This is a genomic window from Mucilaginibacter sp. SG564 (assembly GCF_013149275.1).
GTDB lineage: Bacteria > Bacteroidota > Bacteroidia > Sphingobacteriales > Sphingobacteriaceae > Mucilaginibacter.
This window is the reverse complement of sequence record NZ_JABGNA010000001.1, coordinates 143,101-166,895: the sequence shown is the minus strand read 5'-3', so window position 1 is coordinate 166,895 and position 23,795 is coordinate 143,101. Positions and strand designations below refer to the sequence as shown.

Annotated in this window: 22 protein-coding genes; 6 read left to right on the top strand and 16 right to left on the bottom strand. The window is 43.0% G+C overall.

The annotated features are described in order from the left end of the window. Nucleotides 1-95 precede the first annotated feature (95 nt). Nucleotides 96-965: an EamA family transporter gene (locus FHW89_RS00610; RefSeq protein ID WP_172333076.1), complete on the bottom strand. Its 870-nt coding sequence runs from the start codon at nucleotides 963-965 to the stop codon at nucleotides 96-98. A 114-nt stretch (nucleotides 966-1,079) separates the two neighbouring features. Further along, entirely contained in the window at nucleotides 1,080-2,126 is a 1,047-nt protein-coding gene (gene ribD / locus FHW89_RS00605; RefSeq protein WP_172333075.1) for a bifunctional diaminohydroxyphosphoribosylaminopyrimidine deaminase/5-amino-6-(5-phosphoribosylamino)uracil reductase RibD, read from the bottom strand. 33 nt (nucleotides 2,127-2,159) lie between these two features. Here ribD and prmC point away from each other — a divergent pair, with 33 nt between their 5' ends. Further along, entirely contained in the window at nucleotides 2,160-3,038 is an 879-nt protein-coding gene (gene prmC, locus FHW89_RS00600) for a peptide chain release factor N(5)-glutamine methyltransferase (RefSeq protein ID WP_216650433.1), read from the top strand. A gap of 67 nt (nucleotides 3,039-3,105) precedes the next feature. On the opposite strand, the gene FHW89_RS00595 is transcribed toward prmC, so the two are convergent. Continuing rightward, nucleotides 3,106-3,444, bottom strand: a complete 339-nt coding sequence (locus tag FHW89_RS00595; protein WP_172333074.1) for a hypothetical protein — start codon at nucleotides 3,442-3,444, stop codon at nucleotides 3,106-3,108. 152 nt (nucleotides 3,445-3,596) lie between these two features. Beyond that, nucleotides 3,597-4,496, bottom strand: coding sequence for a site-specific tyrosine recombinase XerD (gene xerD / locus FHW89_RS00590; RefSeq protein WP_172333073.1), 900 nt, complete (start codon nucleotides 4,494-4,496; stop codon nucleotides 3,597-3,599). A gap of 41 nt (nucleotides 4,497-4,537) precedes the next feature. Here xerD and aroQ point away from each other — a divergent pair, with 41 nt between their 5' ends. Further along, nucleotides 4,538-4,957: a type II 3-dehydroquinate dehydratase gene (gene aroQ, locus FHW89_RS00585; protein WP_172333072.1), complete on the top strand. Its 420-nt coding sequence runs from the start codon at nucleotides 4,538-4,540 to the stop codon at nucleotides 4,955-4,957. Nucleotides 4,958-5,099: 142 nt separating this feature from the next. Continuing rightward, on the top strand, nucleotides 5,100-7,646 hold the full coding sequence (locus tag FHW89_RS00580) for a mechanosensitive ion channel family protein (RefSeq protein ID WP_172333071.1): 2,547 nt from the start codon (nucleotides 5,100-5,102) through the stop codon (nucleotides 7,644-7,646). Here FHW89_RS00580 and FHW89_RS00575 read toward each other — a convergent pair. Both FHW89_RS00575 and FHW89_RS00570 read right to left on the bottom strand, forming a co-directional pair. Continuing rightward, nucleotides 7,615-8,700 (bottom strand): glycosyltransferase family 2 protein, encoded by a 1,086-nt coding sequence (locus FHW89_RS00575; protein ID WP_172333070.1) that lies wholly within the window; start codon nucleotides 8,698-8,700, stop codon nucleotides 7,615-7,617. The genes FHW89_RS00580 and FHW89_RS00575 overlap by 32 nt on opposite strands. Then, a complete protein-coding gene (locus FHW89_RS00570; protein ID WP_172333069.1) occupies nucleotides 8,697-9,581 on the bottom strand; it encodes a lysophospholipid acyltransferase family protein in 885 nt (294 codons plus the stop codon). The genes FHW89_RS00575 and FHW89_RS00570 overlap by 4 nt, the downstream gene beginning before the upstream one ends. Nucleotides 9,582-9,595: 14 nt before the next feature. Here FHW89_RS00570 and FHW89_RS00565 point away from each other — a divergent pair, with 14 nt between their 5' ends. After that, nucleotides 9,596-10,237 (top strand): WbqC family protein, encoded by a 642-nt coding sequence (locus FHW89_RS00565; RefSeq protein ID WP_371742414.1) that lies wholly within the window; start codon nucleotides 9,596-9,598, stop codon nucleotides 10,235-10,237. Next, nucleotides 10,238-11,362, top strand: coding sequence for a magnesium/cobalt transporter CorA (gene corA / locus FHW89_RS00560; RefSeq protein ID WP_172333068.1), 1,125 nt, complete (start codon nucleotides 10,238-10,240; stop codon nucleotides 11,360-11,362). Between the two features lie 107 nt (nucleotides 11,363-11,469). Here corA and msrA read toward each other — a convergent pair whose 3' ends face one another. Both msrA and FHW89_RS00550 read right to left on the bottom strand, forming a co-directional pair. Beyond that, nucleotides 11,470-12,114: a peptide-methionine (S)-S-oxide reductase MsrA gene (gene msrA, locus FHW89_RS00555; protein WP_172333067.1), complete on the bottom strand. Its 645-nt coding sequence runs from the start codon at nucleotides 12,112-12,114 to the stop codon at nucleotides 11,470-11,472. 81 nt (nucleotides 12,115-12,195) lie between these two features. After that, on the bottom strand, nucleotides 12,196-12,444 hold the full coding sequence (locus FHW89_RS00550; RefSeq protein ID WP_172333066.1) for a putative quorum-sensing-regulated virulence factor: 249 nt from the start codon (nucleotides 12,442-12,444) through the stop codon (nucleotides 12,196-12,198). 175 nt (nucleotides 12,445-12,619) lie between these two features. Between FHW89_RS00550 and FHW89_RS00545 the strand changes: the two genes are divergently transcribed. Next, entirely contained in the window at nucleotides 12,620-12,853 is a 234-nt protein-coding gene (locus FHW89_RS00545) for a hypothetical protein (protein ID WP_172333065.1), read from the top strand. Nucleotides 12,854-12,904: 51 nt separating this feature from the next. Here FHW89_RS00545 and FHW89_RS00540 read toward each other — a convergent pair whose 3' ends face one another. From FHW89_RS00540 to FHW89_RS00505, 8 genes are all read right to left on the bottom strand, one after another. Further along, on the bottom strand, nucleotides 12,905-14,212 hold the full coding sequence (locus FHW89_RS00540) for an MFS transporter (protein ID WP_172333064.1): 1,308 nt from the start codon (nucleotides 14,210-14,212) through the stop codon (nucleotides 12,905-12,907). 131 nt (nucleotides 14,213-14,343) lie between these two features. Next, nucleotides 14,344-15,003, bottom strand: a complete 660-nt coding sequence (locus tag FHW89_RS00535; protein ID WP_172333063.1) for a bifunctional 4-hydroxy-2-oxoglutarate aldolase/2-dehydro-3-deoxy-phosphogluconate aldolase — start codon at nucleotides 15,001-15,003, stop codon at nucleotides 14,344-14,346. After that, on the bottom strand, nucleotides 15,000-16,040 hold the full coding sequence (locus tag FHW89_RS00530) for a sugar kinase (RefSeq protein ID WP_172333062.1): 1,041 nt from the start codon (nucleotides 16,038-16,040) through the stop codon (nucleotides 15,000-15,002). Before FHW89_RS00530 ends, FHW89_RS00535 begins: the two co-directional genes overlap by 4 nt. Beyond that, a complete protein-coding gene (uxaC, locus tag FHW89_RS00525) occupies nucleotides 16,040-17,449 on the bottom strand; it encodes a glucuronate isomerase (protein WP_172333061.1) in 1,410 nt (469 codons plus the stop codon). The genes FHW89_RS00530 and uxaC overlap by 1 nt, the downstream gene beginning before the upstream one ends. A 138-nt stretch (nucleotides 17,450-17,587) precedes the next feature. Further along, on the bottom strand, nucleotides 17,588-18,787 hold the full coding sequence (gene uxuA / locus FHW89_RS00520) for a mannonate dehydratase (protein ID WP_172333060.1): 1,200 nt from the start codon (nucleotides 18,785-18,787) through the stop codon (nucleotides 17,588-17,590). A gap of 243 nt (nucleotides 18,788-19,030) precedes the next feature. Next, nucleotides 19,031-20,731: a sodium/sugar symporter gene (locus tag FHW89_RS00515; protein WP_172333783.1), complete on the bottom strand. Its 1,701-nt coding sequence runs from the start codon at nucleotides 20,729-20,731 to the stop codon at nucleotides 19,031-19,033. 52 nt (nucleotides 20,732-20,783) lie between these two features. Further along, nucleotides 20,784-22,112 (bottom strand): xylose isomerase, encoded by a 1,329-nt coding sequence (gene xylA / locus FHW89_RS00510; RefSeq protein ID WP_172333059.1) that lies wholly within the window; start codon nucleotides 22,110-22,112, stop codon nucleotides 20,784-20,786. 104 nt (nucleotides 22,113-22,216) lie between these two features. Continuing rightward, nucleotides 22,217-23,695, bottom strand: a complete 1,479-nt coding sequence (locus tag FHW89_RS00505; protein WP_172333058.1) for a xylulokinase — start codon at nucleotides 23,693-23,695, stop codon at nucleotides 22,217-22,219. Nucleotides 23,696-23,795 lie beyond the last annotated feature (100 nt).

Sequence of the window (23,795 nt, the reverse complement as noted above, 5' to 3'; positions counted from 1 at the left end):
AAAACGGAAAGCAGAAGGCTCAAAGCGGAAAGCTAAAAACCGACAACTCATTTAAAAATTCAAATAATTCACTAAATCACTAATTCAGTAATTCACTAACTAAAAAGCTGTGGGAAATAAATGACCACAATGGCCAGTATAGCTACTACAATACCAATTTTGTTGAGCATACTCAGTTTTTCTTTAAATATGAATATCCCGATAAAAGTCCCCACTATAATTACACCGATGTTCATGGATGAGAACACCGCCGAAGGACTATTAGCCAAAGCCTGGTGAGCTTTTAAGTAAAACAGAATATTGCCAAAATTAGCTATCCCCAGTATCCACCCAATGAGGATATGCGGCCAGGAGAATTTTGTCTTTTTGGTAGCTACCTGGTAAATAAGTCCGATCATGGAAAGCGCGAAGGCCAATATAAAGATCACAAAAATGGCCGAGGTAAACGGCACTTTGTTCAGCTTGGTTATCTGTTTCAAAAGCACATCAATAATACCAAAACCTAAAAAAACGACGAGTAAATAGATCCAGGAAACTTTAGCGGCCTTATCACGTGAAGCCTTTTGCCAGGGTATAGAGCATATGATAGCGATAAAAGCCAATACAATGCCGATGATCTTTATGGTATCCTTAGCCTCATTAAATATAAAAAACGCCGCGAAAATGGGAATGAACAACGATAGCCGCTGCGCCACATCGGTGCGTACAATACCCGCCAGCCGCACAGAAGAGGCCATGACGACAAATAACGAAGGAAATAAGATCCCGAGCGCTATATAATTATAAATTGGTGCATCCGTAAAATTGATGCTAAGCTGCGGTTTAAAAAATATCCAGGTAAGCAATATAGCCATAGAGTAGTTCCAGGTGATGGCCTGAAATACATCGATATGGTAGCGTTTAGCCAGTTTCAATAGCACAGAAACTACAACGCTGCAGCAAATACTTAAAAAAACGTAGAGCATGATATAATTGGTATCAAGTAGTTAGTATCAAGTAACAAGATTTTCATCAATTAAGTATCCAGTTTTCACAACCCGTTTTTCTGGTCGTGATACTTGATACTAGCTACTTGATACTTAAATGTTATGTATTATCGTCAGGCGATCATCGCCCGATGATAATTCTTCTGCAATTATACCTGTTATTTGCGGTGCTTTTATACCCTTTGTTAAAACAGTTTTACCGGTAAACACGCGGGCCTCATCCCATAAACCTGCTTCTATAAAACTTTCCAGCGTGCGGGCACCACCTTCAATAATAACCGACTGGATATCCTGCAGATATAACTGGTACAAAATATACTGGGGCACATAACGGTCAAAATCCTCCAGGGCTATGTATTTATTCTTGCCGTCGGCATCAAACTTAATCTCATTAAATATGAATGTTTCAACCGATTGATCAAACACATTCAAGTTTTTATCTAATTCTAGTCTTCGGTCTATCACTATACGTTTTGGCGATTTACCCTCCCAATAGCGTACATTAAGTTTAGGGTTATCAATGGCGGCCGTATTTTTACCCACCAGTATGGCATCTTCTTCACTGCGCCATTGGTGCACCAACCTGCGCGATTGTTCGCCGGTTATCCAAAGCTGGCTATTATCATCAGGAGCAAAAAAGCCATCATTGGTTTGTGCCCATTTTAATATAATGTATGGCCGGTGTTTTTGTATCCGGGTAAAAAAACGGCGGTTAAGCCATTGGCATTCTTTTTCGAGCACACCCGCTATCACCTCAATACCGGCAGCTTTTAGTTTAGCTATCCCTTTGCCATCCACCTGTTCAAAGGTATCGCGGCAGCCCACTACCACCTGTGGTATCTGGTGTTTGATGATCAGATCGGCACAGGGTGGGGTTTTGCCATAATGTGCGCAAGGCTCTAACGAAACATATATAGTTGATTGCTTTAACAACTCAGCGGCGTTATCAAACCGGGAGATTACCTGGGCAATGGCATTCACTTCGGCATGGGCCTCGCCATATTTTTGGTGATAGCCCTCGCCTATTATTTTATCATCATGAACCACAACTGCCCCAACCATTGGGTTTGGACTTACCAGCCCGGCACCCAGTTGGGCAAGTTCCAGGCAGCGCTGCATATATTTTTCATGTTTAAGCATGCTGCAAAAGTAGCTTTTATGTTACTTTGTTGCATGATTACAATAAAGGATGTTTTTGAAGATTACAAACAGCTGAACAATATATACCATAGCACGGAAACGGAAGCCCTTACTTTATTGGTCATCAGCCAAATAATCAAACTATCAAAAGCATCCATCAAAGCGTTCCCGGAACGGGAATTAAGCGTAGAACAAAGCGATCAACTCAAAGATGTACTCCTCCGCCTTCAAACCGGCGAACCTGTACAATACATTTTAGGCGAAACGGAATTTTATGGTTTACCCTTCAAAGTAAATCCATCGGTATTGATTCCCCGCCCCGAGACAGAGGAACTGGTAGAGTGGATACTGGAAACCTGCGGCGGGTTATTTGCCGAAAACAGCGAGCATTTTACAGGCAGCATCCTTGATATTGGCACAGGCAGCGGTTGTATCGCTATCAGTATTAAAAAAAACCTGCCTAATGCCAAGGTTTCGGCAGTTGATATCTCGGAAAGTGCGCTGCAAACAGCCCGGAAGAATTCCGGTTTGAACAAAACCGATATTCATTTTATTCATAATGATATTTTGAATTGGCAGGCGCAAACGGCAAAATTTGACTTGTACAATTTAATAGTCAGTAATCCTCCATATGTTACACTTCTGGATAAAAAGCAGATGCATGCTAATGTGACAGATCACGAGCCACACAGCGCTCTATTTGTACCTGAGGATGATCCCTTGCTATTTTATCATACCATTGCCGATTTTGCCCTGGCTAAACTACCTGCAAATGGCCTGTTATTTTTTGAAATCAACGAAAACTACGGGCCTGAGACTGTTGAAATGCTGCGCAAAAAGGGATTTACAGACATTATTTTAAAACAGGACATGAGCGGCCGCGATAGAATGGTAAAAGCCGCGAAATTATGAGTTTTCGCGGCTTAATGCCCTGGAATAAACCTGGTGCACTTTATAGAAACAGTTAATTAAGGGTTAATCAATTATAGTTGATCTGTTGGATCATTTTGTAATGTCCATAGCGACTCAGATCGCTGTTAACAGCAACTTTAAGCTTAAACTTATTTATCTCAAATATCAGTTTCTTTCTTACTGATGGTAATTCGTCGTTCATCAATACGCTAAGCTCATTTTCGGCTTCCAGAATGGTAGCTACCGAAGACTGGAACACCTGATCATTCATACAGTATAACTGTTCAACAACGCCATCATAGCGTTCTAAAAGCACCTGAAGCACGTAAGCATTAATTTTCGAATAGTTGCCCAGGCCGTCAAACAACTCCTTTAGCTCATTTAATTCTTCTATATAATCTAACATGGTATTAATCTTTAATTAACCCTATGCAAGCTAAATGCCGAAATCTACTTAAAGTCAGTATCATGTATGTTAATTAAATTTCGCAAAACAAGCTGGGTAAATCCCGCCACAATCGGGGAATTAGCATACCATCGGGCCATATTTTTTACCTCTTAACTACGCGGATGAAACTGACTGATAGTGCTTTTAAGGTATTCACGATCAAGATGGGTATATATCTCGGTAGTGGTGATACTTTCGTGCCCGAGCATCTCCTGTACCGCCCGCAGATCGGCCCCTCCTTCTACCAGATGGGTGGCAAACGAATGCCTGAAAGTGTGTGGACTGATAGCCTTATTCAACCCGATACGTTCGGCCAGATCCTTAATCAGCAGAAAAATATAAACCCGGCTTAAGCGGGAACCGCGCCGGTTCAAGAAAACAATGTCCTCTTCCCCTTTTTTTATAGCAATATGAACCCGCACATGTTCAATCCACATTTTTATTGCCTTAATAGCTTCGGCGCCAATAGGTACAAGGCGCTCTTTATTCCCTTTGCCGGTTACTTTTATAAATTCAATATCCAGGTACAGGTTGGAGAGCTTGAGCTCGGTTAGTTCAGACACGCGCAGGCCACTGCCATACAGGGTTTCCAATATAGCCTTGTTACGCATACCTTCTGGTTTCGACAGATCAATAGCCGCTATGAGCCGGTTAATATCCTGGTAACTTAATGTGTCAGGTAGCTTACGCGTTATCCGGGGCGATTCCAGCAACTCAGATGGGTCTGTTTTGATGATGTCCTCCATCAGCAGGTATTTGTAAAAAGCCTTGATGCCCGATAATATCCGGGCCTGCGATGAGGGGATCATGCCCAGTTCATTTACCCAGGTTATAAACAATCGTAAGTCGCTTAACGTAATAGTTTCCGGTTTTAGTTGGGCTTGCTGCGCATCGGAAAACTGGAATAATTTTTCAATATCGCGACTGTACGACTCGATAGAATTATCGGCAAGCGATTTTTCTAACTTCAAATAGGCCTGAAAACCTTTTATTGCCGAACGCCACTCCAATTTGTTACTTTTTTTAAATGATTTATTTTAAGTTTGAACTAATGAATATACAAATTATAAACGGCCCCAATTTAAACCTGCTTGGCGTACGCGAAAAGTCGATTTATGGCGATACCAGTTTTGAGACTTATCTCGACGGGTTGCGTAAGCGCTATGCAAACATCACTATTAATTATTATCAAAGTAATGTTGAGGGCGAAATTATAAACAAACTACATGAAATTGGTTTTTCGTATGACGGAATTGTACTGAATGCCGGCGCGTACACCCATACTTCCATAGCTATTGCTGATGCCATCGCGGCTATCAATACACCGGTTATTGAGGTGCATATTTCAAACGTACATAAACGTGAAGCATTCAGACATCACTCTATGCTGGCAGCGAGCTGCAGAGGGGTGATTGCCGGTTTTGGTATGGACTCATACCGCCTCGCGATTGAAAACCTGGTGGGTTCTTAAAAACAGGAATCAAGAAGTAAGAGCCAAGAATCAAGACAGGAAACAACCCGTCTTAATTCCCAACGCTTGATTCCTGATTCTTATATCTTGCATCTTTTTTAAAATAAAGTGTTAACTCATGGCGTTTAGCGTATTTACCCCTATGCATAAATTATACAGAATTACCGCGTACTGCCTGTTGCTTATCACCCTTTTTTCCGGTGCGGACGCCTTGGCCCAAACCAAAAAGAAAAAAACACGATCGGTAAGAGATTCGCTCCGGGCGGCTATCCTCTCTCGCGACTCAATGATGCGGGCGCTCAAAAGATCGGACACATCAACAAATAATTTACTGCAAAAGGTAGAATATTATACATCGGCCTTTAACCAGATCAAATCAAACCTTTCCAAAAAGATAGACACGATCGACATCAGCGCGCAACTACCCCGGTATGAAAAAAGCGTAGGAGTCATCAAATCGTTGATCGATAACGATAAATCGAGCACATTGCGTTACTTATATACCATACGCGATGTTTTAACCCGCCTGGGCGACAAGTTGGATGGATGGCAGGATCAGCTTGCCGACATCAACTCCAAAATGGTCCAGAATCAAACCGATCTGAATGCCATATCCAAGGATAGCACCTTGAAGATCCTTCCGTCTGATAGTTCGTTAGCCACCACTTTCCTGATTCAAAAAATAGCAATCGACAGTAAATACCACCGGTTAGATACCGTTAACAAAAAATTAATGGTAAAGGTAGGCTTGTTGCAAAACCGAACTTCGTCGGTATATATAGCCATACTTGATCTCAAAGACCAGATAGATCAAAAAATAAGAGACTTTGGCGAAAGAGCGTTATCGGCCGAATACAGCAATATTTGGAATATGAAAGCCAGCGAGGGTATCGATTTTAAGGAGGCGCTTTCCAAAACCACTTCAATGAATTCCAAGCTTTTCAGCTTTTTTATCGGTCGTGATATATTAACTCATCTTTCCGGGCTGCTGGTATTGGTGGGCTTCCTGGCCTGGATTTATTCGAGCCGTAAAAAGATATTAAAAGCCAATGATACGCCTGATGCGGTATTTACACAGGCCAATTATGTGATCCTTTATCCAATGGCCTCGGCAGTGATCATCGCTTTTACCCTGGTTCCGAATTTTTATGATCATCCGCCGGTAGTTGTATTGGAAACATTTTTTGTGATTCTGATAACTGGCATATTATACATAACCTGGAAAACCTGCCCTAAACCGCTGTTCAATTATTTGCTGCTGCTGTTTATCATCACTAACTTCTATTGTATCAGTAACCTGTTTATACAGGTAACCAATGCCGACAGGGTTGCGGTGCTAATACTCGGGCTGGCTTCTGGCTATATCAGTATCAGGCTATTGCCGGTTATTAAAAAGTCGCCTGAAGGCTTTTTACCTTATAGCAGTATAGTGCTTAAAGTATTTATTGTGCTTGAACTTGCCTCGGTTTTGTGTAATATTTTCGGTCGTTTTAGCTTGGGTAAAATAATTGGGGTAACCGCAGTGCATAACTTATGGTTGGCTATAGCGATGTATTATATTGTACAAATGTTCATGGAAGCTTTGTTTTTACAACTGGAGGCCAGTAAGAACAGCAATAATTTCAGCTCATATATCGACTTTCAGTTACTCAAAAATAAGTTCAGGAGCGTGCTTACTGTTTTAGTCAGCTTGCTTTGGATTGTGATGCTTACTCAAAACCTGAGTGTTGAAGATACCGTTTTTGACCACATTGAAGCATTTTTAACCACTAACCGCAGTATTGGCGGCACCAATACGGTGTTCACGTTTCAAAGTGTTATCATATTTATCGCGGTGATCTGGCTATCGTCTATCAGTTCCAAGATCATCAGTTATCTGTATGATGTATCGGCCAAACACAGGCATGATATGGATGTACTGAAAAAGAAAAACCGCACCTCTACCCTGCTTATCCGTATTGGCGTTATTGCTGTGGGCTTTTTCCTGGCGGTTGCCGCATCAGGCGTACCGATTGATAAGATAACCATCATTATCAGTGCTTTTGGTATTGGTATTGGGTTTGGTTTGCAAAACATTGTCAATAACCTTGTTTCGGGGCTGATACTAGCCTTTGAAAAACCAATACAAGTGGGTGATATTATTGAGGTCGACAGTCGCTCGGGTACTATTCTGGATATTGGCATCCGGGCCAGTAAAATAGCCACTGCCGATGGTGCCGAAGTGATTATTCCCAACGGCGACCTGATATCCCACCACGTAATTAACTGGACACTGAGCAATAATAACCGCCGCGTAGAGCTCATTATTACCGTGGCCTATGGCGCTGACATTGAAAAAGTTAAAAGTTTACTGAAGGGCGTATTGGATACGCATAACGATATTATGCAAGTACCCGAGCCATCGGTATTGCTGCATAACCTCACGGCAGGTTCGGTTGATTTCAGGGTACTTTTCTGGGCTGCCGACATCAGCACCTGGGTTGGCCTTAAAAGCCAGATACTGGCAGATATTTATAACGTACTAAATAAGGCAGGGATTCAACTCCCTCAACAGGATGTGCATTTAATATGGCCGCCTGAAAGCCTGGTTATCAGCTCTACTGACAAAGAGAAAGCTCCAAAGACCAAGCGGATAAAAGAAAGCGGCGCGGATGATGCTAAATCAGATCAGTCTGGTCAAGATCAGTAAACCTGGTTTTCTTTTTAACGAAGAAAGCCCATACAATACTGCCTTTGTACATGCCTTTAAGATTATGTACTATCCGTTTTGATTTGTGCGTTTTAGGCGACAGCTTATTTTCGCCATTGCCCAGGTCTTTAACACCATAACCGGAAACATGTATCCCGAAAAGCCCCAGTACAAAATTCTGATGGGCCCGGCTAACCGCCCAGGCATCCTTACGTTTGCCTTCGGCAAGGAAACGGAATATGGCCAGCAGATCCATGCAAAACCGTATGCCAATCACAAACAGGGCTCTCCAAAAAGGCAGGTTCTTTTTCAGCAGCAGCAGGTTATTACGGAAATTGAGATAGGTTTTAAATGGATTTTCTGCATTCAGCGTGCCGCCCCCCACATGGTATATGGTTGATTGCGCGCAGTACATCACCTTATACCCCAGGTTTTTCAATCGCCAGCAAAGGTCAATTTCTTCCATGTGGGCAAAAAAGTGCTCATCAAAGCCACCTGCTTCGTCCCAATATTTCTTTTTGATAAATAAGGATGCACCAGATGCCCAGAATACCTCGCCCGATTGTTCATACTGCCCCAGATCGTGCTCCAGCTCATAAAACATACGGCCACGGCAAAATGGGTAACCAAAGCTATCAATAAAGCCACCGGCAGCCCCGGCATGTTCAAACTGATCTTTTTGCGCGAACGATAACAGTTTAGGCGCGGCGGCGGCAATCTGCTCATCGCTTTCCATTAAACTGATCACCGGTTCTATCCAACCGGGTGTTACTTCCACATCAGAGTTGAGCAGGATATAATAGTGGGCATCAACCTGGCTCAGCACCCGGTTATAACCGCCGGTAAAACCATAATTCTTATCGTTTTGAATAATCCTGATAGCCGGGTAGTTTTCTTTTATGAAAGCGATGGAATCATCTGCAGAGGCATTATCACCTATCACTATCTCCAATCCCGGCCAGGTGGAGGCTAATACCGATGGTAAAAATTGTTTAAGGTATTTAACGCCGTTCCAGTTTAATATAACTACAGCAACTTTGGGTGTGTTGATCATTTATGTATGTCCTCCGGCTTAAATTTCCACCTTCGGTGCGACCATAGCCAATATTGCGGTTCCCGCCTGATCATCCCTTCCAGGTATTGCACATGCGCATCGGTAATTTCGTGCTCGGCAGTTTGTTTAGGATTTTCTGTTAAGGGAACCAATGTATAAGTGTAATAACCTCTTTTTACGCGTTTCATATCGTAAAACACCACGGAGGCATCAATAGCCTTTGATATTTTTTCGATGCCTAAAAATACGGCTGTAGGTTGATTTAAAAAATTAGTAAAGTAATTTACTTCGTGCATTACCGGTGTCTGATCGCCCACCAGTACACTTACGGTAAGTTCGTTGCGGTATTCAACCATCTTGCGCATGGTTTGTTTCATGGCTACCGGCTGCCCGCCAAAGCGAGACCGTACCTGTATAAAAAATTCGTCAAATGTAAAGTTAGACAGTGGTTTATACACAATCATGAACCTTTTATCGGTAACAAAATTAAAGTTGAGCGCCGCCATCTCCCAGTTGCAATAATGCCCGGCCACAGCTATAATGCTTTTACCTTTGGCAAAATACTCATGCACCAGTTCTGAATTGGTAGCTACTACCCTTTTTTGGATCTGTTTTTCCGACACGGTGATCATTTTAACTGTCTCCACAATCAGATCGGCCAGGTAACGGTAGTATTTGAATTCAATATCACGGCGTTCTTTAGCCGTTTTTTCGGGGAAGGAATTGGCCAGATTTTGCTGCACCACATCCCTGCGGTACCGCACCAGGTAATAGATAATAACAAACAGTATATCAGACAGGATGTACAAAAACCAAAAGGGAAGTAACGATATGAGGTACAAAAAAAATATACCTAACCTCAAAAACCCTTTTTTTATCATTATTTTAACCAATTTTGAACACAAACATAAAATATATGATTGAAAAAGGCGCTGTGTTCCCTATGTTTTATCTTCCGCCGGTTGAATATTTCGTACAGTTAAACACGTATAAACCTGATATTCTGATAGAAAGAGAAGAGCATTTCCCTAAACAAACCTACCGCAACCGGGCCAATATTTACTCGCCCGATGGGCTGCTGGCCCTCACCGTTCCGGTCATTAAAGGTTCAAAAAATCATACCAAGGCCAAGGATGTGAAGATCAGTTATGACTTTGACTGGCAACGCCTGCATTGGCAAAGCCTGGGGGCCTGTTATCGCCGTTCGGCTTATTTTGAATATTACGAGGATGATTTTGCCGCGTTCTATCAAAAGCAGAAACAGGTACCCTTTCTTTTTGACTATAGTGAAGAGCTTTTGCAGCTGCTGCTGAAATTCATTAAAATAAAAGCCGATATAAAATACACGGACGAGTATCAACCCGAATATCCGTCATCCGTTGCCGACCTGAGAATTTCTATCCATCCAAAAAAAGAAACGGAACTGGAACAAAAACCTTATTTTCAGGTTTTTGAAGATCGGAAGGGTTTTCTGAAAAATCTGAGCATTGTTGATCTGTTATTTAACCAGGGACCGCAAAGTATTAATTATTTGTAAATGGACAGCAGGATAAAACGGGTACGCTATAAAGTAAACAGGCACCAGGGCAATGTTGGCGACAGGCCAGGAACAATTGTACTACCTGAGGGCGCGTTGAAACCGCATATCGCTATGTTTTCTTATAATGAGCACGAGCTGGTTACCTCCGAAGGGAAAGACATTAAAGTAATTTTAAACCAGCTAAAAAAATGCGATAATCATACGCATTGGATAAAGATTAACGGCCTGGGCAACGCAACCTTGATTGAAGAAATAGGCACCCACTTAAACATTAACCCATTGGTGCTGGAAGATATAGCCAATACCCACCAGCGCCCCAAATTTGATGAATACGATGATTATGCTTTTTGCACCAGTCGTATGGTTAGTTTTAACAAAGAGGACGAACTGGTGAACAACCAGTTTTCGGCCATTCTTAAGGACAATTTGATCATCAGCTTTGAAGAAGATCGCGAAGAATTTTTTGAAGCGGTAAAGGCACGACTCAAGGCGGGTAAAGGTGCGATACGCACCGCAGGACCGGGCTATATGTGTTACGCCCTTATTGATACCATTATTGATAACTACTTTATGTTGCTGGCACTCATCGGCGATAAGCTGGATGCCATTGAGGATAAGGTTTATAACAGTGCAGATAAAAGCATCATGTTTAATTCGCAGCAGATCAAACGTACGCTGATCATCATACGCAGAGCAAGCTGGCCCGAGCGTGATAAGATCAACGACATGATCCGCTCGGAGTGCCCATTGATCACAGCAGAAGTAAAGTTGTTCCTGCGTGATGCTTATGACCATTGTATACAGGCCATGGATTTGATTGAAAACTACAAAGAGGTAACTTCCAGCATTATTGATCTGTATCTATCAATGGTAAGCAACCGGATGAACGAGATCATGAAGGTGCTCACCATCATTTCAGTGATATTTATCCCCCTCACTTTTATTGCCGGCATTTACGGGATGAACTTTGCCCGCCAGGACGACAAAGGCCATGTTATTCCCGATAACATGCCCGAACTTTACTGGCAGCACGGCTACGTTTACGCCATTGTGCTTATGTTTGCCATAGCCATTATACAGGTATTTGTATTTTGGAAAAAGGGATGGTTTAATAAGTTGTAGGGAAAATATAAGTTTGTCATCCTGAACGTAGTGAAGGATTTGTTATTGGACATGCAGATCGTAGAATAGATTCTTCACTACGTTCAGAATGACAAAATAAAAAGGTGTTATTTAAACTCCGGCTTCAATTCTGCAGTCATAGCTTTTCTGAATTTCATTACTTTGGGTTCCGATACCGACATGATGTATGGCTGGTTTGGATGGCTCCTGTAATAACCCTGATGATATGTTTCGGCCGGATAAAAGACATTATAAGGTACCACCTGTGTCACTATCGGGTTCTTATAATGCTTTGACTCATTTACTTTTTTGATGGTAGCCAGCAGGGTATTCTTTTCCTCGGGGGTACGATAAAAAGCAATAGACCGATAATCGGTACCTTCGTCAGGCCCTTGTCTATTCAGGGTTGTAGGGTCATGGGCAAAGAAAAAGGCCTCGGTCAGTTGCGCGTAACTGATTACTTTAGGATCATAGATTAAATCGACTGTTTCGGCGTGATTGGTGCTTTGTGAACTTACCTCCTCATAGGTTGGGTTCTTGGTGTTGCCACCAGCATAGCCTGAAACAACACTTTTTACCCCTTTCAGCTCAGATAAGGCCTCACTCATGCTCCAGAAACAGCCCCCGCCAAAAGTGGCTTCGGCCTCGCCGACTTTAGGTTTTGGTAACGCGGCAAATTTATTGGATGACTGTCCGTTGGCACAACCAGCAAACAGAAAAACTCCGACTATATATAAGATCAACTTTTTCATATCACAATGATTTTAGTTCTTTAGTCGTATATACGCCCGAAACCTTTCGGTTGGATGGTCATCGATAAGTAATAAATCCGGTTATCGGTTTCCGCTCTGACTCAGTGATTTTCTTACCATAAAAAGAATTTCGCCCAGTCCATTGGTCTTGATCTCAAAAGTAGTTGATAATAGCATTCCCATTTTATCCTTGGTAAAACCCTTACCAGCCATCCATTCCAGGTAACTTATCGGAATATCTGCTATAATGGTTCCTTTATATTTACCATAAGGCATCCGGGTTTGTACGATATCAATCAATATTTTGGGGTCGGGTTGTAAATTTTGCACGGCATAAAGTTAGTAAACATCTGAACCATGATGAACAGGATTTTGTGATTACCTCATAATCACAAAAACAAAATATAAATCAAGAGAATCCTTTAATCCAGTTAATCCTGGTTCAGAAATCTTTCTTCAACAAACACAAACACCAAAACAGTGTTAGTTAATAAAATATACACCTATGGAACAATTTGAAGCAACACTCTCGGGTACCGACAGTACAATTGACGGTATCGCCCAGGGGATTACATATCCTAACTTTACAAACGCTTACGAGTTTAAATCAACTGACGGAACACTACACTTGATTATAGCCAAAGATGCCGAAGGTGAGTGGATCAGGCTTACAGGCACTGAGCCCTTCTTATCCAGCTGGATAGATGAACTGGCCGAGCAGGTTGAAAGCAGACTTTAATAAAAAAAAGCCCCTTTACAGGGGCTTTTTTAGTTGATCAATGTATGTATTTTATAAGTTGATGGGCTTCATTTTAGGCACAAGCAGGTGCATAATAAACCAGGCCAGTATATAGGCGCTGCCGCAAACCACAAACATGATATAATAAGCAGTTTCTATCTGGTGAATTGCCCTGTAATGTACAAACAGGTTTTTTTGTACCAATAGTGATAAAAATACACCACCAATTGAACCAAACATGCCGCCAATACCGGTTACCGATCCAACTGATCTTTTTGGGAACATATCAGATACTGTAGTGAAGATATTGGCGCTCCAGGCCTGGTGAGCGGATGCAGCGATGCCGATCACAATTACTGCCAGCCACATATTAATACCTCCCAATACCTGTGCAAACACAATAGGGATCACGAATAAGGCGTAGATAAACATGGAAGTTTTGCGGGCTTTAAATACCGGCCAGTTGTTCCTGATCAAGCGCATAGGTATCCAGCCACCACCAATACTGCCGAATGTAGACATGGTATAAACCAATGCCACAGGAATGGCTATTGCCGTACCTTTTAAATTATACTGGCTCTCCAAAAAATCGGGCAGCCAAAATAAATAAAACCACCAGATAGGGTCGGTTAAAAACTTACCGATCACAAACGCCCAGGTTTGTTTAAACGTTAACAGTTTGCCCCAGGATATCTTTTTGCCTGCTACTACTTCCTCTTTCTGACCCAAAATTTCCTGGTCGCTGTTGATGTAATCGAGCTCGGCCTGGGTCACTTTTTTATGTTTGGCAGGTGTTTCATAAAACAGGTACCAAAGCACCAACCATATAAAACCAATAGAACCCGTAACGATAAACGCCCAGCGCCAGCCCCAGGTTACCGCGATAAAAGGTACAGTTAAAGGAGCTACAATAGCGCCGATATTTGATCCGGAGTTGAAGATCCCGGTGGCAAATGCCCGCTCCTTTTTCGGGAACCATTCGGCTACTGTTTTAATAGCTGCCGGAAAATTCCCCGCCTCGCTGATACCTAAAGCCGAACGTACAACGCCAAAGCCAAAGGTGCTGCCCACAAAAGCGTGGCACACTGCAGAGATGCTCCAAAAAAGGGTTGATAAAAAGTAACCCAGCTTGGTGCCTACCTTGTCAATAAAACCTCCGGCTGCCAGCAGGCCCAAAGAGTAGGCTATTTTAAATGCTATTTCAATATTGGCATAATCTCCGTCGTTCCAGTTGAATTCCTTGGTCAGATCGGATTTTAAAAGACTGATCACTGCCCTGTCCAGGTAATTTACCGTAGTGGCAAAAAAAACCAGCGAGCATATGACCCATCTGTAATTCCCAACTTTAGTTTCTTTCATTATGATTGGTTTTTAATTGGTTGTTGTTCTATTAGTATCAAGTAGCGAGTATCAAGTATCAAGACACTCTTTGGTATATATCTACAAAGCATTTAAATCGTGATACTCGCTACTTGATACTACATTGTTATTTACTTGATACTTGACACCAGTTCACCGAGTTTGATAGTGTCTGCGTAAAGTTGCTCATACAAGCGGTCGTCCAGTACTTTTTTGCTGATGAGCTTACTTCCCATGCCCACCGCGCAAACACCGGCTTTGAACCAGGTACTGATGCTGTCGATATTCAAGTCAACCCCACCTGTTGGCATGAATAACTGACCTGCAAACAGATCTTTGATAGACGACATAAACTCTGGCCCCAAAATATTAGCTGGAAACAGCTTAATCAATGCCGCGCCATGTTGCTGGGCGGTATTAATTTCGGTCGGCGTCATACACCCGGGAATCCATAACAGATCATGTTGTTTGGCTATAGCCCCTACTTCGGGGTTGATTACCGGCGCTACAATAAAATCGGCTCCGGCAGCTATAAAAGCGGTTGCTTCGGCAGCGGTTTTTATGGTACCAATACCCAATTGCAGATCGGGCATTTCTTCCTGCTGCGCCTTTTTCAGCACAATAAAATTGGCCAATGCCGCGGTGCCGCGGTTGGTATATTCAAATACCCTAATGCCCGCCCTGTACAAGGTTCGGGTTATCTCCAGGCTTACTTGCGCATCTTCATAAAAGAAGAGTGGCAATGATCCCTGGTTTAATATGGCATTCAGTACAATATCTTTTTTGCTCATGGTTTAATAGCGTTTATGATTTGTTGAACCGTTTTATGGGTTGCATCACCTTCTATAAATAATTTCTGATAGGCAGCTGAGGTGGCAAATTCCAGTGTCTCCAACGGATCAAGATCACTGTAAAAGCCATAGATGAGGCCAGCCATAAAACAATCGCCGCTGCCCACCTTATCTACCACCTTATCGGTATCATACTGTTTGGAGCTGTGCAGTTTATCACCATCGTACAAAGCCGTGTAGTAGTTTATCCCCTCTCCAGCATCAAAACGGAATGTATTGGCTACGGCTTTACATTTTGGAAATTGCGCGATAATGGTTTCCGACGATTTTTGAGCCTCCTTCAGGTAAATACTTTTTTGACCCGATTCGGTTACATTGGGTTCAACCGGTATGCCCAGCATCCGTTCGGCAGCCCAGATGTTGCCCATGATCAGGTCGGCATATTTTACCAGTTGTGGCATTACGTCGATAGGTTGTTTACCGTATTGCCAAAGGCGCGCCCTATAGTTAAGGTCGACCGATATGGTGATGTTTCGTGCAGATGCCGCTTCCAGCACCTCGGCGCAAACATCAGCCACATCCTGACTAATAGCCGGGCAGATAGCGCTAAAGTGAAACCAGCTTACGCCATCAAGCACCTTATCCCAATCCACCTGTCCGGGTTTTAAACCGGCAAAGGCCGAATTAGCCCGGTCATAGATCAGCGCATTGTTCTTGATATCTTTTCCGCGGGTTAAATAGTACAGCCCTATCCTATCGCCACCCTTATAAACCGGCATTGTATCCACATTTTTATCCTGCAGGTAATCCAGGATCTGTGTGGATAAAGCATTATCGGGCAAAGCCGTAAAATAAGCCGATGGCAGCCCCCATAAAGCTAAAGCAGTAGCCACATTCAGCTCGGCACCGCCTACAAAAAATGGCAACTGGTTTTCGTGCAGCCATTCGCCACCCGCGTCCGGGCATATCCGGAGTAGCAATTCGCCAAACGAAAGTATATTGCCTTTAGCTGATCCGTTATTGAAAGAATTACTCATTACTGCTTATCGAAATTAAAGTAGTTTTTAGCGTTATAATAGCAAATGTCCTGCACTATCTTGCCAGTCCATTCTATATCGTTTGGCAGTTCGCCATTCTCTATATCTTCGGCAAACAGGTTACAAACCAGGCGGCGGAAATACTCGTGCCTTGGGAAGGATAAAAAGCTGCGCGAATCTGTAAGCATACCCACCATCCTGCTTACCAGGCCGATGTTTGACAGCGCGTTCAGTTGTTTGATCATCCCATCCTTTTGATCCAAAAACCACCATGCCGAACCGAACTGCACCTTACCGGCAACGGAACCATCGTTAAAGTTACCCGTCATCGCGGCAAACAACTCATTATCTGATGGATTTAAGTTGTACAATATCGTTTTCGCCAGCCTATTATCAGCATCAAGCCGGTTTAGAAACTTGGATAAGGTAACACCTTGCTTAAAATCGCCAATGGAGTCCCAGCCTGTATCCGGGCCGGAATTGGCTAAGCCACGGGTATTGTTGTTACGCAATGCACCCAGGTGATATTGCTGCACCCAACCTTTTTCATGATCCCACAAAGCAAATTGGTACAGCATAGCCGATTTAAACTTGGATATCTCCAATGGTAATAAAACTTTTTTACTCCTGATCTTTAAAAAAATCGTGGCTATTTCAGCATCAGTATAATCATCAGCATCAATATGCGATAAACCATGGTCTGACAATGTGCAGCCATTAGCCGCGAAATAATCATGACGGATCTTCAAAGCTTTTAAATAATCGTCAAAGTTTGAAATATCAACATTACTAACCGCTTGCAATTGATCGATATATTGATTCAGCGCGTTCAGATCATCAGCATTCATCGCTTTATCTGGTCTGAAAGCCGGAAGTACTTTTATTTCGAAACCATCTTTTTTGATCTGCTGATGAAAGGCCAGATTATCCAGCGGATCATCCGTAGTACAAACCACTTCCACATTCTTTCCTTTCAGGATATTGCGGATGCTGAATTCAGGAGTTTTCAGTTTGGCATTACACTCATCATATATCTGCTGAGCAGTTGCCGGTGAAAGCAGGTCATGGATACCGAAATAGCGCTGTAATTCCAGGTGTGTCCAGTGATATAATGGATTACGCAAAGTGTAAGGCACTGTTTCGGCCCATTTTGCAAACTTTTCCTGGTCGCTTTTATTACCGGTGATATAAGCTTCATTAACACCATTGGCCCGCATAGCCCGCCATTTGTAATGATCACCGTAAAGCCAGGCATGCGTGAGGTTATTAAAATTAATATCCTGGGCTATCTGGTCGGGCGGTAAGTGACAGTGATAATCAATAATAGGCAGCTGGCTGGCATATTCATGGTACAGGCGCTGCGCCGTTTTGGTATTTAATAAAAAATCCTGATCTAAAAAATTCTTCATTAGTAGCTAAGCAGGTAAACTGCTTTTTAAGTTTATAATTATACCTTATTTAACCTCACCTAAATCCTCTCCAAAGGAGAGGACTTTAACTTCACTTTCGAACCATCTCCTTTGGAGAGGGCGGGGTGAGGCTATAAATTATGCTTTATCGAACAATGAGCGTTTTACTCCCATTTCCAATCCCCTCAGTTCGGCAAGCCCTTTTAACCTGCCAATGGCCGAATAGCCGTGATAGGTTTTATAATTAAAATCGTCCAGCAGTTTATGACCATGATCCGGGCGCATGGGTATAGCCACATCTGCGCGGCCTTGTTGCTGGCGTTTTTGCTGTTCTAAAACAATATTTTTCATCACGGCGTACATATCTGTACTGCCGTTCAAATGCTCCGCCTCGTAAAAGCTGCCATCATCCTCGCGCTGTACATTGCGTAAATGCAAAAAGTGGATATGCTCGCCTAACCTTTCTACGATGCCTGGCAGGTCGTTATCAGGTCTGGCACCCAATGAACCACTACAAAAGGTTAGGCCATTACTTGTCGATGGGCTAAAATTAACCACATCCACCAGATCCTGTTCTGTGGAAACCACACGTGGTAATCCCAGTATCGGGAACGGCGGGTCGTCCGGGTGGATACACATTTTCACTCCGGCTGCTTCGGCGCCGGGAATAATGCCCTTCAGGAAATAACCCAAATTGGCTTTCAATGCAACAGCATCAGTATTGGCGTAGCGTTTTAAATGCTCTTTAAACTCCGGGATAGTTAATACTTTATTGGTACCCGGTAAACCAGCCATCAGGTTATCGATCAGTTGGGCTTTTTCTTCGGCGCTGATGCTGTCTAAATATGTTCTTGCAGCTTGCTGTTGTTCGGCAGTAAAATCATTTTCGGCACCTTCACGTTCCAGGATATACAGGTCAAAAGCGGCCAGTGCTTTGGCATCGTACCTCAGCGCGGTTCCTTTGTTGGGTAACAGGAAATCCAGATCGGTACGTGTCCAATCAAGCACCGGCATAAAATTGTAACATACAATATTGATACCTGCCAGCGAAAGGTTTTTCAACGTACTTACATAGTTCGCAATGTATTTATCTCTATCGGTCGAGGCTGTTTTGATACTCTCGTGAATATTAACGCTCTCTACTACCGACCAGGTAAGCCCGGCATCTTCAATAATATTTTTGCGTTGGTTGATCTCGTCTAAACTCCACACCTCGCCAACCGGGATGTGATAAAGCGATGTAACTATGCCCGTAGCACCAGTTTGCCTGATAGCTGTTAATGTAACCGGATCGGAAGGCCCAAACCAGCGAAATGTTTGTTCTAAATTATTAACCATGGATTGATGGTATCGTATATAAAAGGTTTGTTGTGACCGGCAAATTACACATCATTTTGTACAAGTTGGAACGGTTAATCAAAACAAATCCACGCAAACGTTTTCGGATGCGGCTTATTGGCAAGATACATTTAACCCTTAACTAAATTATATAACGTTTTAGCTATTAATAAAACTATTTAAGCACAAAAGGCGGCAGATCATCTGATCCACCGCCTTTTACCATATGTTGAAAAATAATTTCTACCAGAAGATAGAGTAAAGCGCTATTACAATACCTGTAACTATCAAAGCGCCAGCAGTAAACGCACGGGATGTTTTAAACATCGATCCATCAATTTCCAGGCCATTGGTTTTAACACCGCGGGCGCCGTCAATTTTTGAGATGATATACATACCTACAACGCAAATAACAAATACAAAACCCATACGGTCAAGGAACGGTATCTCATAAAGCTTGGTAACCTTATCGTCCTGCAGGGCCAGTTTCGAGAAGCCATAAGGCGACAGGAAGCTCAGATCGGCAAAACGCGGTAACAGTTTAAAGAAGCACGACATGATAAAGCCGCCAATAGTAGCGAACATAGCCGCGTTTGATGTCGCTTTTTTCCAGAAGAAACCCAGAATAAACATGGCAAATATACCCGGAGATACGAAACCGGTATATTCCTGAATGTACTGGAAGCCTTGTTTGCCTTCGCCCATTAAGGCGTTACCGATCACCTCTGATAAAAGTATACCCAAAAACATAGCTACCACTACCGACCATTTACCCAAGTTCACTAATTTTTTATCATCAGCTGCCGGGTTAATGGCTTTTTTGTAGATATCCAATGTAAATATGGTGGCAATACTATTTGCTTTACCAGCCAGGGAAGCCACGATTGCTGCCGTTAAAGCGGCAAAAGAAAGTCCCTTTAAGCCACTTGGTAACAGGTTTAGTAAAGAAGGGTAAGCCTTATTAGGGTCGGTTACACCAGATGCACTCAGCATTTCCTGGTGAAACATACCTTTTTGATAAAGTACATAAGCCGCGATACCGGGCAATACTACGATAACAGGCATCAGTAATTTCAGGAATGCGGCGAATAAGATACCGCCACGGGCTGTTTTAAGATTTGCGCCCAATGCCCTTTGCGTAATGTACTGGTTACAGCCCCAATAGTTAAGGTTGGTGATCCACATACCGCCAATTAACACGGTTAAACCCGGCAAATCCATATAGTTAGCGTTATCCTTTTTGAAGATCATGTGGAAGTGATCATTCGCCTCGCTATACATCGATTTAAAGCCGCTTATAATTCCAGGTGTATTGGTAAAAGTGCTTAGTTTATTAAGCGCAAGGTAAGTTGCAACCAACCCTCCCAGTATCAATACAGCAACCTGTATAACATCGGTGTAACCAATTACCTTCATACCGCCCAGGGTAATGATCACCGCGAATATAGCCAGCAACCAGATACACAAATGGATATCCAGACCAGATATACCGCTGATAGCCAAAGCGCCCAGATACAATATCGACATCAGGTTAACTACGATGTACAGCAACAGCCAGAATATGGCCATTACCATAGCCACCGTACCGTTATACCGCTGGTGCAGAAACTGCGGCATGGTGAATATCTTGTTTTTAAGATATACCGGGATAAAAAATACCGCTACAATGATCAGTGTAATTGCTGCCATCCACTCGTAAGTTGATATGGCCAAACCCATCTTGAATGCCGATCCGCTGGTTCCGATAAACTGCTCGGCAGATATATTGGAAGCGATCAGCGATGCACCGATAGCCCACCAGGTCAGTGACCCTTCGGCCAAAAAGTAATCTTTTGAAGTGGCATCGGCGTTGTGTTTACGCTTATATACCCACCAGCCATAGCCGGCGACTAATACAAAGTAGATCAAGAATACAGCATAATCGCCGATCGAGAGGGTTTTCAGGTTCATTGTTTTGGTTAAGTTGGTTTTAATATGTTAGATTGACAATTATAAACTATATATAGCGATTTATCAAATTTTCTAAATATTCTTGTTTGCCGCTGATGGTTTTAGGCTCACCATTAGCAATGGCATAGTTACGCAAATCCTCTAAAGACAGCTTTCCTGTTTCAAAATCGTTACCAGAACCGGTATCGAATGAAGCATATCTTTCTTTGCGGATCTTTTTATAGTCTGATTTTTGCAAAATGTTATCAGCAGTAACTAAAGCCCGTGCAAAAATGTCCATACCACCAATATGCGCGTAGAACAAATCAGCCGGATCGGTTGAGTTACGACGGATCTTTGCGTCGAAGTTGATACCACCGCCCTGGAAACCGCCTGCTTCCAGGATGATCAGCATACATTCGGTTACCTCATTAATATCATTCGGGAATTGATCGGTATCCCAGCCGTTCTGGTTATCACCCCTATTGGCATCTATCGAACCTAACAAACCCGAATCGGCAGCCACCTGCAGTTCATGCTGGAAAGTATGCCCAGCCAATGTAGCATGGTTAACTTCCAGGTTCAGTTTAAAATCGTTGATCAGGTCGTATTTCTGCAAAAAGCCCAATACCGTAGCCGCATCAAAATCATATTGGTGCTTGGTTGGCTCACAAGGTTTTGGTTCGATAAAGAAAGTTCCTTTAAAGCCTTGTTTACGGGCATAATCTTTAGCGGTATGTAAAAAACGGGCAAAATGCTCCTGCTCGCGTTTCATATCCGTGTTCAGCAGGCTCATATAACCTTCACGACCACCCCAGAAAACATAGTTCTCACCACCTAAAGCAATAGTCGCATCAATAGCAGCCTTAACCTGTGCGCCTGCATGAGCCAGTACATGAAAATCGGGATTGGTAGAAGCACCGTTCATATAACGCTTATGGCTGAACAGGTTTGAGGTACCCCAAAGCAGTTTTACGCCGCTTGCGGCTTGTTTTTGTTTGGCATACTCCACCAAAGCTTGTAAACGTCTGTCGTTTTCATTTACGTCGTTACCATAATCAACCACATCCACATCATGGAAGCAGTAGTACGGCAGGTTCATTTTGGTGATGAACTCAAAAGCGGCGTCCATTTTATCTTTAGCACGCTCAACCGCGTCGGCTTTTTCATCCCATGGAAATACGTGGGTCGGACCGCCGAACGGATCGGCACCGGTACCGCAGAACGAATGCCAGTACGCGCAGGCAAAACGCAGATGATCTTTCATGGTTTTACCGGCCACTACCCTATCCGCATCATACCAACGGAATGCCAGCGGATTATCCGATTGCGTTCCTTCATATTTGATCTGTCCTATCTCTTTAAAAAACTGTTTTTCTCCGGTTACGATGCTCATATTTTTTTAATTATTGAATTACTGATTTAGTGAATTAGTGAGTTATTAGTTATCGATTTACTGAATTATTGATTTACCGAATTTTTCTTTTTTAGCTTTTGGCTTTATGCCTTCAGCTTTAAGCTTAATAGTTCCTTCCATTCCTGGTAAATGGGTTCAAATTGTTGGGTTGAGGGTTCAATCAATTGTATAGCTTTGGCATTGCTGAAAGCTTCAGCTGGCGATTTGTATATGCCTGCACCGATACCAGCGCCTAAGGCTGCCCCCACGCTACCATCGTTATTATACAGTTCTACGGGTACGCTGGTGGCGTTGACAAATGTTTCCGTGAACAGTTCGCTCAGGAACAAGTTGCTTTTGCCCGCGCGGATAACCGTTGGATTCATGCCGTTGCTGCGCATGATATCCAGGCCATAACGAAACGCGCTGGCAATGCCTTCCTGCACTGCACGGAAAATATGTGCTTGTGTATGCAGGTTCAGGTCGATATTTTGGATGTGGGCGCCTACCTGTTTGTTGTTCAGCATGCGTTCGGCACCGTTGCCAAAAGGTAATATCTGTAAGCCATCACTGCCCAGCGGTGCTTTTTTGGCCTCGTTGTTCATTTGGGTATAGTTTAGTCCTGTCCCAAAATTGTATTTGGCCCAGCGATATAGGCTGCCTGTGCCATTGATACACAACAACACACCCAGGCGTTTTTGCTCTTCGGCATAATTAACATGGGCAAAAGTGTTGATACGCGATTGCTGATCATAGGTTAGTTCGTCGCTCACACCATATATCACGCCCGAAGTACCTGCTGTAGCTGCCACCTCACCCGGATTACGCACATTTAAGGACAGGGCATTATTAGGTTGATCACCCGATTTATAAGCTACCGGAATACCAACTTTCAATTTCAGTTTTTCTGCCACAGCGGCCGATAAGGTGCCATGCGAAGAAAATACAGGATTGATCACCGGGAAAAGACTTTCATCAAAACCAAAATAATTGATGATCTCTTTAGAAATACCATTAGCTTTGAAATCAAAAAATACACCCTCCGATAATGCCGATACCGAAGTGGTGATCTCGCCAGTAAGTTTCATAGCGATATAATCGCCGGGAAGCATGATCTTATCTATCTTACTGTAGATCTCGGGCTCATTTTCCTTTACCCAGGCCAGTTTAGATGCCGTAAAGTTACCGGGCGAATTGAGCAGGTGCGATAAAGAATACTCCTCTCCTATGGCGGCAAAAGCTTTATCGCCAATTTCAACGGCACGGCTATCGCACCAGATAATGCTATCGCGCAATACATTTTGATCTTTATCAACCAGCACTAGGCCGTGCATTTGGTAGGCAATACCAATGGCGGCAATATCTGCCGGGTTGTAGGCATTTTTTGCATGGCAGCGTTCCAGGGACTGCTGCGCCTGCTCCCACCACATTTGCGGCGATTGTTCGGCCCAGCCTGGGTATAAAGCTTTAATGGGCGATTCTTCATCCGGGTATTGCGCCGAGGCCAATATTTTTTGGGTGGCCGCCTCAACAACGCTCACCTTAACCGAAGACGTACCTATATCGATGCCTAATAGCAACATACTTTTAGATGGTTATGACGTGAATAATTAGGGTGTGTTTATTTTTTGGTAACTTAACGAGACGAAATTAAATAAATATTTAAAATTACAATCGATTGCG